17 protein-coding genes are annotated in these 16,957 nt (G+C 62.2%); 6 read left to right on the top strand and 11 right to left on the bottom strand.

Annotated features, from left to right (window positions below):
- Nucleotides 1-17: 17 nt before the first annotated feature.
- The 4 genes from IM737_RS19015 to IM737_RS19000 form a co-directional block, all read right to left on the bottom strand.
- Nucleotides 18-995 carry an ABC transporter permease gene (locus IM737_RS19015; protein ID WP_236896750.1) on the bottom strand — a complete coding sequence of 326 codons (978 nt, stop codon included), beginning with the start codon at nucleotides 993-995 and terminating at the stop codon, nucleotides 18-20.
- Nucleotides 992-2,497 carry a sugar ABC transporter ATP-binding protein gene (locus IM737_RS19010; protein ID WP_236896748.1) on the bottom strand — a complete coding sequence of 502 codons (1,506 nt, stop codon included), beginning with the start codon at nucleotides 2,495-2,497 and terminating at the stop codon, nucleotides 992-994. The genes IM737_RS19015 and IM737_RS19010 overlap by 4 nt, the downstream gene beginning before the upstream one ends.
- A gap of 213 nt (nucleotides 2,498-2,710) precedes the next feature.
- Entirely contained in the window at nucleotides 2,711-3,697 is a 987-nt protein-coding gene (rhaS, locus tag IM737_RS19005) for a rhamnose ABC transporter substrate-binding protein (protein ID WP_236896745.1), read from the bottom strand.
- Nucleotides 3,698-3,740: 43 nt separating this feature from the next.
- Entirely contained in the window at nucleotides 3,741-4,547 is an 807-nt protein-coding gene (locus tag IM737_RS19000; protein ID WP_236896742.1) for a DeoR/GlpR family DNA-binding transcription regulator, read from the bottom strand.
- Nucleotides 4,548-4,733: 186 nt separating this feature from the next.
- Between IM737_RS19000 and IM737_RS18995 the strand changes: the two genes are divergently transcribed.
- Both IM737_RS18995 and rhaI read left to right on the top strand, forming a co-directional pair.
- Nucleotides 4,734-6,833, top strand: a complete 2,100-nt coding sequence (locus IM737_RS18995; RefSeq protein ID WP_236896739.1) for a bifunctional rhamnulose-1-phosphate aldolase/short-chain dehydrogenase — start codon at nucleotides 4,734-4,736, stop codon at nucleotides 6,831-6,833.
- A gap of 8 nt (nucleotides 6,834-6,841) precedes the next feature.
- Nucleotides 6,842-8,131, top strand: a complete 1,290-nt coding sequence (gene rhaI, locus IM737_RS18990; RefSeq protein ID WP_236896737.1) for an L-rhamnose catabolism isomerase — start codon at nucleotides 6,842-6,844, stop codon at nucleotides 8,129-8,131.
- A 64-nt stretch (nucleotides 8,132-8,195) separates the two neighbouring features.
- Here rhaI and IM737_RS18985 read toward each other — a convergent pair whose 3' ends face one another.
- Both IM737_RS18985 and IM737_RS18980 read right to left on the bottom strand, forming a co-directional pair.
- Nucleotides 8,196-8,657 (bottom strand): DUF5680 domain-containing protein, encoded by a 462-nt coding sequence (locus IM737_RS18985; RefSeq protein WP_236896735.1) that lies wholly within the window; start codon nucleotides 8,655-8,657, stop codon nucleotides 8,196-8,198.
- A gap of 62 nt (nucleotides 8,658-8,719) precedes the next feature.
- Nucleotides 8,720-10,216: a CoA-acylating methylmalonate-semialdehyde dehydrogenase gene (locus tag IM737_RS18980; RefSeq protein WP_236896733.1), complete on the bottom strand. Its 1,497-nt coding sequence runs from the start codon at nucleotides 10,214-10,216 to the stop codon at nucleotides 8,720-8,722.
- Between the two features lie 95 nt (nucleotides 10,217-10,311).
- Here IM737_RS18980 and IM737_RS18975 point away from each other — a divergent pair, with 95 nt between their 5' ends.
- Nucleotides 10,312-11,190, top strand: a complete 879-nt coding sequence (locus IM737_RS18975; protein ID WP_236896730.1) for a LysR family transcriptional regulator — start codon at nucleotides 10,312-10,314, stop codon at nucleotides 11,188-11,190.
- Here the strand turns inward: IM737_RS18975 and IM737_RS18970 are convergent.
- Complete coding sequence (locus IM737_RS18970) at nucleotides 11,187-12,074, bottom strand: LysR substrate-binding domain-containing protein (protein ID WP_236896728.1); 888 nt, start codon at nucleotides 12,072-12,074, stop codon at nucleotides 11,187-11,189. The genes IM737_RS18975 and IM737_RS18970 overlap by 4 nt on opposite strands.
- Nucleotides 12,075-12,192: 118 nt before the next feature.
- Here IM737_RS18970 and IM737_RS18965 point away from each other — a divergent pair, with 118 nt between their 5' ends.
- The 3 genes from IM737_RS18965 to IM737_RS18955 all read left to right on the top strand — a co-directional run bounded on the left by IM737_RS18965 (nucleotide 12,193) and on the right by IM737_RS18955 (nucleotide 13,422).
- A complete protein-coding gene (locus tag IM737_RS18965; RefSeq protein WP_236896726.1) occupies nucleotides 12,193-12,372 on the top strand; it encodes a hypothetical protein in 180 nt (59 codons plus the stop codon).
- Between the two features lie 155 nt (nucleotides 12,373-12,527).
- The gene (gene ybaK / locus IM737_RS18960; RefSeq protein WP_236896724.1) at nucleotides 12,528-13,001 is read left to right on the top strand and encodes a Cys-tRNA(Pro) deacylase; all 474 of its coding nucleotides are present in this window, start codon (nucleotides 12,528-12,530) and stop codon (nucleotides 12,999-13,001) included.
- A gap of 70 nt (nucleotides 13,002-13,071) precedes the next feature.
- Nucleotides 13,072-13,422, top strand: coding sequence for an LptM family lipoprotein (locus IM737_RS18955; protein WP_236896722.1), 351 nt, complete (start codon nucleotides 13,072-13,074; stop codon nucleotides 13,420-13,422).
- A 201-nt stretch (nucleotides 13,423-13,623) separates the two neighbouring features.
- Here the strand turns inward: IM737_RS18955 and IM737_RS18950 are convergent, their stop codons facing one another.
- From IM737_RS18950 to IM737_RS18935, 4 genes are all read right to left on the bottom strand, one after another.
- The gene (locus IM737_RS18950) at nucleotides 13,624-13,770 is read right to left on the bottom strand and encodes a DUF1127 domain-containing protein (RefSeq protein WP_236896720.1); all 147 of its coding nucleotides are present in this window, start codon (nucleotides 13,768-13,770) and stop codon (nucleotides 13,624-13,626) included.
- Between the two features lie 264 nt (nucleotides 13,771-14,034).
- Nucleotides 14,035-14,166 (bottom strand): cytochrome bd-I oxidase subunit CydX, encoded by a 132-nt coding sequence (cydX, locus tag IM737_RS18945; RefSeq protein WP_236896718.1) that lies wholly within the window; start codon nucleotides 14,164-14,166, stop codon nucleotides 14,035-14,037.
- A 9-nt stretch (nucleotides 14,167-14,175) separates the two neighbouring features.
- Complete coding sequence (gene cydB / locus IM737_RS18940) at nucleotides 14,176-15,324, bottom strand: cytochrome d ubiquinol oxidase subunit II (RefSeq protein ID WP_236896716.1); 1,149 nt, start codon at nucleotides 15,322-15,324, stop codon at nucleotides 14,176-14,178.
- Entirely contained in the window at nucleotides 15,321-16,925 is a 1,605-nt protein-coding gene (locus IM737_RS18935) for a cytochrome ubiquinol oxidase subunit I (protein ID WP_236899970.1), read from the bottom strand. Before IM737_RS18935 ends, cydB begins: the two co-directional genes overlap by 4 nt.
- Nucleotides 16,926-16,957 lie beyond the last annotated feature (32 nt).

Below are 16,957 nucleotides of genomic sequence, written 5' to 3'. Positions count from 1 at the left end.
AAGATACTGGCCTTCCATCAAACCGCCTCCGCTTTCTTCAAGATGATGCGCCCCTTGCGGCGTTCGCCGCGCGCATTGAGGACGACCGCCAGCAGGATCGCCGTTCCCGAAATCGCCATCTGCCAGAACGGGCTGATATTGATGACGGGCAGCGCGTTGTTGATGACGCCGAGAAAGATCGCGCCAAGCAGCACGCCGGGCACCGAGCCGATGCCACCAGCAATGGACACGCCGCCGATCACACAAGCAGCGATGATGGTCAGCTCATAGCCGCCGGCAACTTCCACCGATGCGATGACGTAGCGCGATATCCACAGGTAGCCGCAGAGGCCGGCAACGGCGCCCGCGATGACGAAAGCATAGAACTTGGTGCGACCGACATTGATGCCGGTATAGACCGAGGCCGTCGGGTTGACGCCGATGGCGTAGAGCGACCGGCCCAGCGGCGTTCTGGTCATCAGCACGAAGAACAGCAAAGCCACCACGATGGCGAACCAGCTCAGCAGCGGCAGGCCGAGGAAAATGGTGCGCTGCAGGCCGATGAAATCAGGGCTCATTTGCGCCGCGTTGACCCAGGCACCGCCGGAAATGACGAAGACCAGCCCGCGGAATATGGTCAGCGTGCCCAGCGTCACCACGATTGGGGGGATGTTCAGCTTCCAGACCAGAATGCCGTTGAACGCGCCCAGCGCGCCGCCGACGACGACACAGCCGGCCATCAGCAGCGGTATTGGGATCCACGGGAAGGCCGCGTTGACCATGGCGACGATCATGCCTGTCAGTGCCAGGTTGGACGCCATGGACAGGTCGATCGACCGCGTCAGGATGACCGCCATCTGGCCGAGCGCCAGCATCATCAGGATGGACGTGTCGTTGAAGATGGTCAGCAGGTTGCCCGGCTGGGCAAAGCGCGGGAAGCGCACGGTGACCAGAACCAGCACCAGCAGGATCGCCAGGGCCAGGAAGATTTCGCGGTGCTTCAACAGCCGGTTCATGCTGCCTGCTCCTCGGCAATACCGGCCGCCAGCCGCACCAGCGTCTCGGGCTTGAGCCCCTTGTTGTCGAGCGTGTCGACGATCCGCCCTTCGCGCATGACGACGATGCGGTCACTCATGCCCAGCACTTCGGGGAGCTCGGATGACACCATGATCACCGACAGCCCCTGCGCCACCAGCTCGCCCATGAACTGGTGCACCGCCGCCTTGGAGCCGATATCGATGCCCTTGGTGGGTTCGTCGAGAATGATGACTTTGGGCAGCGTCGCCAGCCATTTGGCGATCACCACCTTCTGCTGATTGCCGCCCGACAGCGTCGACACATTCTGGCTCAGCGACGAGGCGCGCAGATCAAGCCGCTCGGTATAGGTCCGGGCCAGCGCGAATTCCTCGGCCATGCGCAGGAAGCCGTTCTTGCTGGTCTTGCCCAGCGAGGGCAGCGACACGTTCTTGAAGATCGGCTCGCCGGTGATGACGCCCTGCTTGCCGCGTTCCTCGGGCACATAGACGATGCCCGCTTCAACCGCGTCGGCGGGTGATTTTGGCGCAATCGCCTTGCCGTCCAGAACCAGCGAGCCGGACGATGGCCTGGTCAGGCCGAACACGGCCTGCATGACCTCGGAGCGCCCTGCCCCGACCAGGCCATAGAAGCCCAGGATTTCGCCCTTGCGCACGGCGAAGGAAATGTCCTCGAACTCGGTCGGGTGACTCAGCCCCGTGGCCTCGAGCACTACGTTGCCGATATCGGCCTTGCGCTCGGGGAAAATATGCTCCACCGCGCGGCCAACCATCATCTGCACGATCTCGCTTTGCGTCTTGTCCTTGATGAAGCCCTTGCCCACCTGCTCACCATCCCGGAACACAGTGAAGCGGTCGGCGATGCGGTAGATTTCATCGAACTTGTGGCTGATGAACAGGATCGCCTTGCCGTCCTGTTTGAGCAGGTCGATGAGCACGTAGAGCTCTTCGATTTCCTTCTGGCTCAAGGCGGCGGTCGGCTCGTCCATGATGACGACACGCGCATCGATCGATAGCGCCCGCGCGACGGCGACGAGGTGCTTCTTGGCTATGCCGAGCTCCTTGAGCTTGATGTCCGGATCGATCCCGGCTGCCATCGAATCGAGCGTCTCTTTCGCCTCGGCGCGCATCGTGCGCCAGTCGATCATCCCGAAGCGATTGCGCGGCGCGTGGCCCAGATAGATGTTCTCGGCGACGGTCATCTCGTCGAACAGTACGGTTTCCTGATGAATGGCGGTGATGCCGACTGCCGAGGCCGAATGCGCCGTCGGCAGCGTGACCACCTGTCCGCCGACACGGATTTCACCGGCGTCCGGCTGGTAGATGCCGGTCATGGTCTTGACCAGGGTCGACTTGCCCGCCCCGTTTTCGCCGATCAGCGCGGTGACTTCACCGGCATAGAGTTCCAGCGACACATCGTTGAGCGCCCGCACGCCGGGAAAGCTCTTGGATATGCCAGATAGGGTAAGGATGGGGTCGGTCATGAATGATATTCCAGGCGCTTACGGTTACGTGTGCCACGCCCTCGTGGTTCGAGGCTCGCAAGAGCTCGCACCTCACCATGAGGGCTACTGGAACATCGAACTCCAAGTAGTCCTCATGGTGAGGTGGGAGCGTAGCGACCCTCGAACCACGAGGGCGTGGCACACAACCGTCAAGAAGGTCGACCCGGCGCCTTGGCGCCGGGTCACTTAAGATCAGTAGATCTTCGAAAACTCTTCGATGTTCGACTTGTCGAACGTGAAGGGGGCAGCCATGGCGCCCGAGTTGGTGTCATCGAGGGTCAGTTCGCCCATGCGGCCCATCGAGAGGGTTGCGCCCGGCTCAGCCGTGCCACCTTCGACGAGGTCGTTGGCCAGCATCACAGCCGAGTAGCCCAGATCGATCGGGTTCCACAGCGCCACGGCCTGCGACGCCCCATTGTCGATGAACTGCTTGAACTCGGACGGCAGAGCCAGGCCGGTTACGTTGACCTTGCCGATCAGATCCATGTCGGTGACGACCTGAGCTGCAGCCACAACGCCGACGGTGGTCGGTGCAATGATGGCCTTGAGATCAGGATAGGAGGCGATCAGGCCCTTGGCTTCGTCGGTCGACTTGACCGAGTCGTCATCGCCATAGACCACGGCGACGAGGTTGATATTGGGGAACATGGTGGGGAGCGCGGCCTTGGCGGCTTCGATCCAGGCGTTCTGGTTGGTCGCGGTCGAAGAGGCCGACAGGATGGCAACGTCGCCGCCGTCAGGCAGGAAGTCGGCGGCCAGCTTAATGATCGTCTCGCCGATCAGGTTGGTCTCGGACGGGTTCAGGTGCAGCTGACGGCCCTCGGGAGCGACGCCCGAATCCCAGCTGATGACCTTGATGCCGCGTTCCATGGCCTTCTGCAGAGCCGGGACGAGAGCGTCCGGATCGTTGGCCGAGATGGCGATAGCGTCGACCTGCTGGGCGATCAGTGCGTTGATCACTTCGATCTGAGCTTCGGCGGTGGCGGCGGTCGGGCCGGTATAGATCACTTCGACGTCGCCGAGTTCAGCAGCAGCTTCCTGCGCGCCCTTGTTGGCGGCATCGAAGAAGCCGTTGCCGAGCGACTTGACGACCAGCGCGATGCGGGTCTGGGCATAGGCTGGGGCGGCGAGCAGCACTGCGACAGCAGTGGTAGCGGCCAAAATCTTCAAGAGTTTCATAGGTAATCCCTCCCTGGGACGTTCTGGTCTTGGTCTTGAGATCTCACGCGACCGTCGCTTGACGATCGGCATGAGCAGTCGTTTCCGCCACGATGAGCCGCACGCCTGCCGTTTCCAGCATTTGGCGGTCTTCGTCGCGGATGCCGCTGTCGGATATGACGGCGGTTATTCGGTCGAGCCCACACAGGATGAGGCTCGATCTCCCCGAAAACTTGGATGAGTCAGCCAGCACGATCAGTTCGTCCGCCTGCCCGATGAGGCCGAGCTCGGACTGGACGACCATCGGATCGGCCTCCATCAGTCCGTGCGCGCCGATGCCCTGGCAGCCGATGAACATGCGCTTGGCGTAGAAGTGCGACGCCACCACGCCACCAAACGGCGACAGGATGACATTCTGCTCGCGATAGATCGTGCCGCCGGGAATGACGACCGAGTTCCGCGAGTTGTGGATGAGGAATTCGGCAATGCCGAAGCTGTTGGTGAAGACGGAAAGCCGGCGATCCGTGAGATGATGCACCATCTGGTAGGTGGTGGTGCCGCCGTTGATGATGATCGGCTCCCCGTCCTTGCACAGCTCGACGGCGGCGCGGGCAATCGCGCGCTTCTGCGCAATGTTGATCGTTTCGTTCACCGAGAACGGACGGCCCATCAGGCCACCTTGTTCCGGCGGGGTCAGCGCCTCGGCACCACCACGAACCCGGCGCAACTTGCCCTGCACGTGGAGGGCGGCGATATCGCGGCGAATGGTGGCCTCAGACGATCCGGTGACCTCGCAAAGCTCGGCAACAGTCACCACCGGCCGTGTCTGGACGGCTGCAATGATCACTCTCTGGCGCTCTGTTTCATGCAAGGCTGGTATCTCCCTGGCGCATTCCTTCACACCGATTTCAATCAGTGTCAATCATCAAACGCTCAGGTTCGAGCGTTGATGCTGAGATATGCGCAATCATGATTGTTTGTGATTGACAGTGATGATCGATCGTGGCCATGTCCGGCCAAACTAACCTGACCACCACTACCCTCTGGGAGGAGTCTCATGTCCACTTCCGCGCCAAAGCGCCTCGCGAACCTCTGGGACGACGCCAAGGCTGCCGCGATGAGCGAGCCGGAACGCCTCGTCTATCGCTCCAACCTGCTCGGATCGGATAAGCGCGTCACCAATTACGGCGGCGGCAACACCTCGTCCAAGATCATGCAGAAGGACCCGCTGACTGGCGATCTGGTCGAAGTGCTGTGGGTCAAGGGCTCGGGCGGCGACAGCGCCTCGATCAAGCTCGATGGCTTCTCGACGCTCTATATGGACAAGCTGCGCGCGCTGAAGAACCTCTATCGCGGCGTCGAATTCGAAGATGAAATGGTGGGCTACCTGCCCCACGCCACGTTCAATCTCAACCCACGCGCTGCCTCGATCGATACCCCGCTGCATGCCTATGTGAACCACCCGTTCGTCGATCACATGCACCCGGACGCGATCATCGCCATCGCTGCGAGCAAGAATTCCAAAGAACTGACCAAGCAGATTTTCGGCGACAGCATCGGCTGGCTGCCATGGAAGAAGCCGGGCTTCGAGCTGGGCCTGTGGCTCGGCAAGTATTGCGAGGAAAACCCGAACTCCAAGGGCCTGATCCTTGAGTCGCATGGCCTCTTCACCTGGGGCGACACGCCCAAGGAATGCTACGAAACCACCATCGGCATTATCAACCAGGCCATCGAGTGGTTTGAGCAGCAGACCGAAGGCAAGACCATCTTCGGTGGCGCCGCCGTCCAGTCCCTGCCGGCCGATCAGCGCCGGGCCATCGCTGCGCGGCTGATGCCCAAGATTCGCGGCTTCATCTCCGAGGACAGTCATAAGCTCGGCCATTTCGATGACTCGGCTGCCGTGCTGGAATTCGTAAACTCCAACAACCTGCGCCCCCTTGCTGCCTTGGGGACAAGTTGCCCCGACCACTTCCTGCGTACCAAGATCCGTCCGCTGGTGATCGACTTCGATCGGGCCAATCCGGATGTGGATGCCGTGATCGCCGGCCTTGGCGACCAGATCGCCGCCTATCGCGTCGACTACCAGGCCTATTACGACCGCTGCAAACACGACAATTCGCCGGCCGTGCGCGACCCCAATGCCGTGGTCTATCTGATGCCGGGCGTCGGCATGTTCACCTTCGCCAAAGACAAGGCGACAGCCCGTATTTCCGGCGAGTTCTATGTCAACGCAATCAACGTGATGCGCGGTTCGTCGACCGTGTCCGAATATCAAGGCCTGCCCGAGCAGGAAGCCTTCGACATCGAATACTGGCTGCTCGAAGAGGCCAAGCTCGCCCGCATGCCCAAGCCGAAATCGCTGGCCGGCAAGATCGCGCTGGTCACCGGCGGCGCCGGCGGCATCGGCAAGGCCACGGCTGTCCGCCTGCTGCGTGAAGGCGCCTGCGTGGTGCTGGCCGACATCGACGAGAACGCACTTGCCGCCGCCACTGACGAACTGGGCGGCGTCTTCGGCAAGGACTTCGTCCGTCCGGTCCAGCTCAACGTGACGCAGGAAGCCGTGGTCATTGCCGGCTTCGCCGAAGCGGTGGTCGAATTCGGTGGCCTCGATATCCTCGTGTCGAACGCAGGCATCGCCTCCTCGGCCCCGATCGAGGAAACCTCGCTCGAGCTGTGGAACAAGAACATGGACATCCTGTCCACGGGCTACTTCCTCGTTTCGCGCGAGGCCTTCCGGCTGTTCCGCCAGCAGAAGATCGGCGGCAATGTCGTCTTCGTCGCCTCCAAGAACGGCCTCGCTGCCTCGCCCAACGCCTCGGCCTATTGCACCGCCAAGGCCGCCGAAATCCACCTCGCCCGGTGCCTCGCCCTGGAAGGCGCGGCCGAGCAGATCCGCGTCAACGTCGTCAACCCTGACGCCGTTTTGCGCGGCTCGAAGATCTGGGCTGGTGAATGGCTCGAGCAGCGCGCGTCGACCTACAAGACCGACAAGGATGGCCTTGAGGAAATGTACCGCGAACGCTCGATGCTCAAGCGCTCGGTGTTCCCCGAGGACATCGCGGAAGCCATCTACTTCTTCGCCTCGGACGCCTCGGCCAAGTCCACCGGCAACATCATCAACGTCGACGCGGGCAACGCCCAGTCGTTTACGCGCTGAGGATCGACATGACCGATACCATCATCGACCCATCCGTCGTCGAAGCCGATAACGCCAAGCGCCTGGCTGACCTCAATGTCGATTACGACACGCTGGGCGAACGCCTCGACCGCCGCGGCATCGATATCGACGCCATCAAGGACAAGGTCGGCGCCTTCAATGTCGCCGTTCCGTCATGGGGCGTTGGCACCGGCGGCACGCGCTTTGCCCGCTTCCCCGGCAAGGGCGAGCCGCGCGACATCTTCGACAAGATCGAGGATTGCGCCGTCATCGCCCAGCTGACGCAGGCAACCAACACCGTCTCGCTGCATATCCCGTGGGACAAGGCCGATCCGAACCGTCTGAAGCAGGCCGCCAGCCGCTTCAGCCTCGGCTTCGACGCCATGAACTCCAATACCTTCGCCGACGCCAAGGGCCAGTTGCAGAGCTACAAGTTCGGCTCGCTGACCTCGGCCGACAAGGCCACGCGCCAGCAGGCCATCGACCACAATCTCGAATGCATCGAGATCGGCAAGACCATCGGCTCCAAGGCCCTGACCATCTGGATCGGCGATGGCTCCAACTTTCCCGGACAGGTCAATTTCGCCACCCAGTTCGAGCATTATCTGGACTCCGCCAAGGCGATCTACGCCGCCCTGCCCGATGACTGGCGCGTCTATACCGAACACAAGATGTATGAGCCGGCCTTCTATTCGACGGTCGTGCAGGATTGGGGCACCAACTACCTCATCGCCAAGGAACTGGGCGACAAGGCCTATTGCCTGGTCGATCTCGGCCACCATGCGCCGAACGTCAATATCGAGATGATCGTCAGCCGCCTCGCCCAGTTCGGCAAGCTCGGCGGCTTCCATTTCAATGACAGCAAATATGGCGACGACGACCTCGACGCCGGCTCCATCGACCCGTACCGCCTGTTCCTCGTCTTCAACGAACTGGTCGATGCCGAGGATCGCTATAGCGACTTCCATCCGGCCCACATGCTCGACCAGTCGCATAACGTCACCGACCCGATCGAGTCATTGATGCTTTCGGCCGCCGATGTGCAGCGTGCCTATGCCCAGGCTTTGCTGGTTGATCGCGCCGGCCTCAAGGCGGCACAGGAGGCTAACGACGCCCTCGCCGCCACCCAGGCCCTGCGCCTCGCCTACCGCACCGATGTCGAACCGATCCTGGCCATGGCCCGCCTCGAACAGGGCGGCGCCATCGACCTGCTCGGCGCCTACCGCGCCTCGGGCTACCGTGCCAAGGTCTCTGAAATCCGACCCGAAGTCGCGGCCGGCTCAAGCGGCATCGTCTAGAATATCCACGCTCCTCCCCGCGTGGAAAAACAAAGGCCCGGTGAGCGATCACCGGGCCTTTGGCTTATGCTTTTACCAGCCCGCCGAAATAGTCGAGCGCATAAGCCTCAACCTCATCGACCAGGATCACCTCCCGCCCACGAAACTGTGCCGTGCTGCCCTCGCTGCGATCGCGATAGCGCCCATGTGGCCCGGTCCAGTCGAAGCCGCCGAGGAATCGGCCTTCTTCATACATAGCCGAAAGCGCCGCCTTGATCGTGGCACCTGCCCGCTCGCCATCGATCAGGTCGGCGCGCTTGATGTAGCCGTAGTAACTCATCGACCAGACCGGATGTCCGCGATGCCACACCACTTCCTGTCCAAGGAAGTCCGTCCCGCCGAAATAGCTGTCGAGATAGCGCCAATCGCCGCTTTCCCAGCTCAGATCATGCGCGCCGGCGCGTGATGGTGGAACCTTGTTGCCGCCGCCGACATAGGTGGCAGCTTTGGCGGCTACGATGATGGCAGTGAGTTCGTCGATAGTCATGTCGTCCCCGTTGTTGTGGGGACGACAATCTCAACTCCGTGCTGACGGGTGCTGTCAGCAGACTACTTCATTGTCGGCATCTGGAACTCAGCGCCATCCTTGATGCCGCTCGGCCAGCGGGCCGTCACGGTTTTGGTCTTGGTCCAGAACCGGATCGAATCCGTCCCATGCTGGTTGAGATCGCCGAAGGCGCTCGCCTTCCAGCCGCCGAAGCTGTGATAGGCCAGCGGCACCGGCACCGGCACGTTGATGCCGACCATGCCGACATTGACCCGCGCCGCGAAGTCGCGCGCCGCATCGCCGTTCTGCGTGAAGATCGCCGTGCCGTTGCCATAGGGATTGTCCATGGTCAGCTTCAGTGCACCCTCATAGGTCTTGGCACGAACTACCGACAGCACCGGCCCGAAGATTTCTTCCTTGTAGATGTCCATCTCGGCAGTGACGTTGTCGAACAGCGACGGCCCGACGAAATAGCCATTCTCATAGCCCTGCAACGAGAAACCGCGACCATCGACGGCCAGCGTAGCACCCTGCGCAATGCCGGATTCGACCAGCGAGGCAATCCGGTCCTTGCTTGCCTTGGTGATCACCGGTCCCATCTCGCTCGCCTTGTCTGTCGCCGGACCGACCTTGAGCGCCTCGATGCGCGGCTTCAGCGCCGCCACGATCCGATCCGCCGTCTCGTCACCGACGGGCACCGCCACCGATACCGCCATGCAGCGCTCGCCGGCCGAGCCGTAGCCGGCGCCCATCAGCGCGTCGGCGGCCTTGTCCATGTCGGCATCGGGCATGATGATCATGTGGTTCTTGGCGCCACCGAAAGCCTGCACGCGCTTGCCCTCGCTCGCCGCCGTCGCATAGACATAGCGCGCGATTGGCGTCGAACCGACAAAGCTCACCGCACCGATTTCGGGGTGGTGCAGGATGCCGTCGACTACGGCCTTGCCACCATGCACCACGTTGAGGATGCCCTTGGGCAGCCCGGCTTCGATCGCCAGTTGCGCCAGCTTGACCGGCACGGACGGATCGCGCTCCGAGGGCTTGAGGATAAAAGCATTGCCCGCGGCAATGGCCGGCGACAGCATCCACAGTGGGATCATCGCAGGGAAGTTGAATGGGGTAATGCCTGCGCCAATGCCAACGGCCTGGCGCATCGAATACATGTCGATTCCCGGCCCGGCGCCATCGGTGAATTCGCCCTTGAGCAGGTGCGGCGCACCGGCCACGAACTCGGCGACCTCGAGGCCGCGCAGGATGTCGCCCTTGGAGTCTTCTATCGTCTTGCCATGCTCGGCGCTCAGCAGTTCGGCCAGTTCCTGCATGTCACGGTTGATCAGCGCCACGAAGTTGAAGAACACGCGAGCCCGGCGCTGAGGATTGGTCGCGGCCCACTTGGGCTGGGCCGCAGCGGCGGATGCGACGGCAGCGTTCAAATCGGCCTCGGTTGCCAGCGCGACGTGCGCCTGCACTTCACCCGTTGCCGGATTGAACACATCCTGGAATTCGGCACTGTTGCCAGTGGTTTCAGTACCGTCGATGAAATGGCCAATAGTGCGCATGAAGCTCTCCCTTGTTGGGGAGCAGTCATGGCGCTACATTCTGCGCATCGCAACGCGATAGATATCGCATCTGTTGTGCAGAAATTGAAGTTCAAATGAACTGGGACGACGTTCGTATCTTTCTCGCCGTAGCCCGGTCCCGTCAGATCCTGGGGGCCGCAAAGGCGCTTGGTCTCAACCACGCAACCGTCGCGCGCCGCTTGACTGCACTTGAGCACGCGCTGGGCAGCAAGCTGTTCACCCGCAAGACCAACGGCTCCGAACTGTCAGGAGCCGGCGAGCGCTTTCTTGTCCACGCCGAGGCCATGGAAAGCGCCATGCTCGCCGCCAACGAATCCGCGGGTGCCGATAGTGCCATCGACGGCACGGTCCGCGTCGGCGCCCCCGACGGCTTCGGCGTCGCCTTCCTTGCCCCGCGCCTCGGCGAACTCACCGATCGCCACAAGGGTCTTCGCATCGAACTGGTGCCGGTTCCCCGCGCCTTCTCATTGTCTCGCAGAGAAGCCGATATTGCCGTGACACTCGAGCGTCCGCGCGAGGGGCGGCTCGTAGCCCGCAAGCTCACCGATTACCGCCTTGGGCTCTATGCCGCGCAAAGGTATCTCAGTCGCCGCGGCACGCCTGCATCGCTGGACGACCTCAACGACCACCAGCTTGTGGGCTACGTGGACGATCTGCTCTTCACCACCTCGCTCGATTACACCGCCGAGTTCCTCAAAGGTTGGCGCTCGTCGCTCGCCATTTCGTCTGCGATGGGCCAGACCGAGGCCGTGCGCGCCGGCGCCGGCATCGGCATTCTCCACGCCTTTATGGCCAACCGCGATGCCGGATTGATACCGGTGCTGCCCGCCCACACGCTGATGCGCGGCTACTGGACCGTCGTCCACGAAGACCTGCGTAACATCCGCCGTGTAGCGCTGGTCGCCGAATTCCTGGCCGAGATCGTCGCGCGCGATCGGGCCATGTTTGGCTAGGCCCGCAACCCGGCCGTCGCTGGTAGGATCCAATCGCGGAAAGCCCTGATCTTGGGCGAATTGCGTCGCGCCTCAGGATAGGTCAGGTAATAGCCGTGGCCGTCCCAGCCGGTAAGGTCGAACGGCTGCGCCAGCCGCCCGCTGGCGATGTCATCACGATAGAAAGCCGGAGTCACCATGGCGACGCCACGCCCTGCAATGGCGGCAGCGGCCTCGAGATTCTGCGAGCCGAGGCGGCTGAAGGGTCGATCCGGCGTTGGGGGCATGCTCACGCCCGCCAGCTCCAGCCAGGCGCACAACCAGGGATCATCCGGCGTGATCTGTGGCACCCGCAGCAGGTCGGCAGGCTCACGCACCTGGTACTCTTCGACCAGTCTCGGGCTCAGCAGCGGCGCGAACTCGGCCTTGAGCAGCAGGTGCCACACCATGCCCTGCTGCAATGTGCTCGTTGCCCGAATGCCAAGGTCGAACTCCTCGGTGCCAAAATCCACCAGATGCGGCGAGCTCTCGACCCGCACCGCTATATCAGGGTTGGCAAGCTGGAACAGCCCGATATTGGCGGCCAGCCAGTGGCTGGCAAAGGTGGGTACCGAGGTGATGCTGAGCAGGCCATCCACCTGCCCGCGCGAGTTGTCGAAGGCCGTGCGCAGGATATCGAAGGCCTGCCCCACATCGGGCGCCAGCCGTGCGCCGGTCTCGCTCAGCGCAATCTGCCTGGGCTTGCGCAGGAAGAGCGGCGCTCCCACCCGTTCCTCCAGAATCTTGATCTGGTAGCTCACCGCCGCCTGGGTCATTCCCAGTTCCTCGGCGGCCCTGGTGAAACTCAGATGCCTCGCCACGGCCTCGAAGGCGCGCAACGCGGTCAGTGGCGGCAAAGTGCTCATGGATCAAATCTCCTTATGCTTACCCGCTGAGCTTTAGTTGGAAATGCACAGCCTATCCAGCCATTCTATGGTCATGGAACACCAAGCAGGAGGCGTCCTCATAAGGACGATTGCAGCCATGACAGCCATGACCAAGCCCATCATTGCCACTTTTCATCTGCCCCGCTGGGCCATTCCGCGCCTGTCCTCCGCCGAGCACCAGCGCAAGCGGGCGACCATCGACCTGATCCATTCCTCACCGCACCTATTGCGCGATATCGGGATGACGGAGGGCAACCTCGGCGAGCGTCGCAAGTGATGTGAGCTCGCCGCTTGCTGCCCACCCCACCCTTGATCCCTCCCCACAAGGGGGAGGGAGACGACTGGACCATCGGCCACACAACCTGCGCCTCCCACACCAGACTTGCCTACCGAGGCTTGCGCTCCCGCCGCCCGCCTTACTAAAACCACTCCATGTCCAAGACCACCCCAGCCACCCTCGCCCTTGCCAAGACTGGCCTACCCTTCGCCACGGCGACCTATGACTATGACCCCGATGCCGACCGGGTCGGGTTGCAGGCCGCCGAGGCGATGGGTGTTTCGCCGTCCATCGTGCTGAAGACGCTGATGGCCGAGGTCGATGGCAAGCCTGTCTGCGTCGTCGTCCCCTCGGACGAAGAAGTGAACATGAAAAAGCTGGCCGCGGCCTTTGGCGGCAAGTCGGCGCATATGATGAAACCAGCCGATGCCGAGCGGCTCACCGGCTATAAGGTCGGGGGCATCAGTCCGTTCGGGCAGAAGAAGGCAGTTCCTACCGCGGTGGAGGAACTTGCGACGCTGGAAGACGAGATCTTCCTCAATGGCGGCCAGCGCGGCCTACAAATCCGGATGAAGCCGGACGATCTGATCGCCGCCCTGAGCGCCAAGGCGGCGGACCTAATCCGGTAGCCCCCCTGTTCAGGGATAGGCTGGGCGCTGGCAATGATTAGTGTCGCCCCATCCTTGGAGGGACACCATCATGAACAAGCTCATCGCGCTCGGCCTCGCGGCCGTGACCGCAGTCACATTGGCCGGCTGCAGCGTTACCGGCGGCGACCTGATCCGGCCGGGCGAACCGACAGCCACGCTGATCATTATCAACGGCTCTTACGGCTATCTCGACGCCATCGTCATTTCCGACTGCAACAATTTCACCTACGGCTTCAACCGCCTGTCGGACGGCGACTCGATCGCGCCCGGCGATGCGCGCACCTTCACGCTGTCGTCCGGCTGCTGGGATGTGGGTGGTGGCGAGTTGGGCGGCGGCGAAGCGTACGAGCGGATGAACCTCGCTGCAGGCAGCGTGACGCGGTTCACCATCACGGAATGAGCCTCTTCACCTCTCCCTTCGGGGGAGAGGTCGGCGGCGCAGCCGACGGGTGAGGGGGCCTTTGATGGGTCAGGTGCCGAGTAACGCCCCCCCTCACCCGACCCGAAGGCGGGTCGACCTCTCCCCCAGAGGGAGAGGTAAAACGACAAAAGGCGCCCGAATGGACGCCTTCATCTCAAGTCTATTTCGGCAAGCCAGGTATTAGTTGGCGTAGTTGCCGCGAGCGATGTTCTTGATGTCGCCCTTGGTGATGCCCAGATCGTTGAGCTGACGTGCGTCGAGAGCGTTAAGCTCGCGCATCGTGCGCTGGTACTGAGCAAACTGTGCGATTTTCTGGCGGATGTTCATTTCGGTTCCCCTTCGTTTTCGATGACCAATATCTATAGCCGCTCGGTCGTGATTAGAAGATGGACTCTGTGCACATCCGTTATGCACTGAGTGCAAACAAAAGAGGCATGTCATTCACACTCGCTTCAGGTAGCGAAGTCGGACCCTGCCCTCAACGCCTGGCGACGACGTTCTCAACGCACTGATATTACAACGAAAAACGGACGCCACTCACGCGACGCCCGTCTTAACGATTTTTTGACCATCCGGTAAAGAGCCATGCGCCTAGCGCTGGATCGGCTCGCGCCCTTCTTCTTTGGCAATGCGGCGGTCTTCGCGCATCTCAAACCACATGGCGTTGAGGATGGCGAAGCTGCAGGCCAGCCCCAGTCCCAGTATCCAAGAGAAATACCACATGATCGTCTCCTAGTAGGCGTTGGGGTTCTTTTCGAGCGACTGGGTCGTGACCGGCCCGCGCATGACGCGGAACACCCAGCTGGTGTAGAGCAGGATGATAGGCAGGAAGAGGCATGTCGCCAGCAGCATGATGAACAGCGTGAGGTGGCTGGAACTGGCATCCCACACCGTGAGGCTCGATTCCGGCACGGTCGACGACGGCAGCAGGAACGGAAACAGCGACAGCCCAGCGGTGGATATGATGCCAAAGATCGCCAGGCTCGACGCCAGCAGCGTGACCAGGCGTAGCCGAGCCTGGAAACCCAGGACTGCACCCACCAGGCCGACAAAGCCCAGAACCGGCGCGGCGATCATCCAGGGATAGAGCCCGTAATTGGCCATCCAGCCGCCGCGCGTCAGCACCACCGTCTTGGCCAGCGGATTGATGGCCGCATTGCCATCGACAACGCTGGTGATTGCATAGCCGTCCAACCCGAAGGCAACCCACACGCCGCCCAGCGCGAACAGCACGATGGTCACGAGGCCAACGAGCGAGCCGTAGGTCCGGGCCCGCTCGGCCAACGGACCGCTGGTTCGGCCGGCAATCACTGCCGCGCCTTGCACCACGATCATGCCGACGCTGACCAGTCCGCACAGCAGGGCAAACGGCATCAGCAGCTGGAAGAAGTTGCCTGTGTAGAACGAGCGCATCGTGTCATCGAGGTGGAACGGCGCGCCGAGAAAGACATTGCCAACAGCCACACCGAAGATCAACGATGGAACGAAGCCTCCGACAAACAGCGCCCAGTCCCACACCGCGCGCCAACGCTCGTCCTTGATCTTGCCGCGATACTTGAAGCCTACCGGGCGCAGGATCAGCGCCAGCAGGATCACAATCATGGCGAGATAGAAGCCGGAAAAGCTGACTGCGTAGAGCGGCGGGAAGGCGGCGAAGATCGCCCCACCGCCCAGGATCAGCCAGACCTGATTGCCTTCCCAGGTCGGTCCGACCAGATTGAGCAGCACGCGCCGTTCGTCGTCGGTGCGGGCGGCGAAGGGCAGCAATGCACCGACACCCAGATCACGGCCACCCATGATGGCGAAACCGATCAGCAGAATGCCCAGCAACAGCCACCAGACAAGGCGCAGGGTTTCGTAGTCGAGCGGAATGGTGCTCATGATCCGAGTTCCTTGGTGGCAGCATTGGCAGGCAGGGCAGCGATGACGAAATCCTCGTCGTCGCCTTCGTCGGCGGCGGTGAACAGCTGGTCCTGCGGCCCGGCCTTGATGGTCTTGATCATCAGCATGACCATGATGACCAGCAGGATGGTGTAGAGCGTGACGAAGAAGCCTAGCGAGATGACCAAGTCCCAGAAGTTGAGGCCGGATGCGGCGTAGAATGTCGGCAGCACGCCTTCGACCACCCAGGGCTGTCGCCCGAACTCGGCGATAAACCAGCCGGCCTCGATGGCCACCCAGGGCAGCGGTAGGATCAGGAAACCGACCCACAGCAGCGGGCGGTTGGTATCGAGCCAGCCGCGCGAGGCGCGATAGAACCACAGCGCGAAGAAGGCGATGAAGAAGAAGCCCAGCCCCATCATGATGCGGAAGGTCCAGAACAGCGACCACACATCGGGCACGGTGTCTTCGGCGGCGAGGCGGATTTCCTCCGGCGTCGCATTGCCCACATCCTCGCGATACTTCTTGAGCAGCAGGCCATAGCCCAGGTGGGGCCAGTATTGCTCGAACCTAGCGCGCGCCAGGCCGTCATCGGGATTGGCGCGGATGGTCTGGAGCGTGTCATAGGCGATCATGCCTTGGCGGATTCGCCCTTCCGCATTGCTGACCAACTCCTCGATGCCGGGCAGTTCCTGGTCGAGCGAACGTGTCGTGATCAGGCCACCAAGCCACGGTATCTGCAGCGAAAAGCTGGGCGCGCCACCGTCTGGCCCGGGAAAGGCGATGACAGTCCAAGGCGCAGGCGCCGGCTCAGTGTGGTAGCTGGCCTCGATGGCCGCGATCTTCATCTGCTGGTGTTCGGTTGCGACGTAGCCGCTCTCGTCGCCCAGTACAACCACCGACAGGGCCGAGGCCAGGCCGAAGCTCGCCGCCACCACCATCGAGCGCTTGGCCATCTCGATGTGCCGGCCCTGCAGCAGGAACAGGCACGATATGGCAAAGACGAAGACCGCACCCAGCACGTAGCCGGCACTGACAGTATGAACGAACTTGGCCTGTGCCACCGTATTGAAGATGACCGCCATGAAGTCGGTGACTTCCATGCGCATGGTGTCGGGATTGAACTTGGAACCCACTGGATTCTGCATCCAGCCATTGGCGACCAGGATCCATAGCGCGGACAAATTCGTGCCCAGCGCCACGAGCCAGGTGACCGCAAGGTGCCCCACCTTGCTCAACCGGTCCCAGCCAAAGAAGAAGAGTCCGATGAAGGTCGCCTCAAGGAAGAAGGCCATGAGCCCTTCGATGGCCAGCGGTGCACCGAATACGTCGCCCACATAGTGGCTGTAGTAGCTCCAGTTCATACCGAACTGGAATTCCATGACGATGCCGGTTGCCACGCCCATGGCGAAATTGATGCCGAACAGCGTGCCCCAGAACAGGGTCGCCTTGCGCCATACGTCGCGCCCCGTCATCACATAGGTGCTTTCCATGATAGCCATCATCACGGAAAGACCAAGTGTCAGCGGCACGAACAGGAAGTGATACATGGCGGTGGCGGCGAATTGCCAGCGCGAGAGTTCGACAACGGTCATGTCGATCATGGCGATACGGCCCTTTTGGTTGGCGGCAC

It is taken from the genome of Devosia sp. SL43 (assembly GCF_021729885.1).
GTDB lineage: Bacteria > Pseudomonadota > Alphaproteobacteria > Rhizobiales > Devosiaceae > Devosia.
The sequence above is the reverse complement of the archived record's forward strand: the minus strand, read 5'-3'. Positions and strand labels throughout refer to the sequence as shown.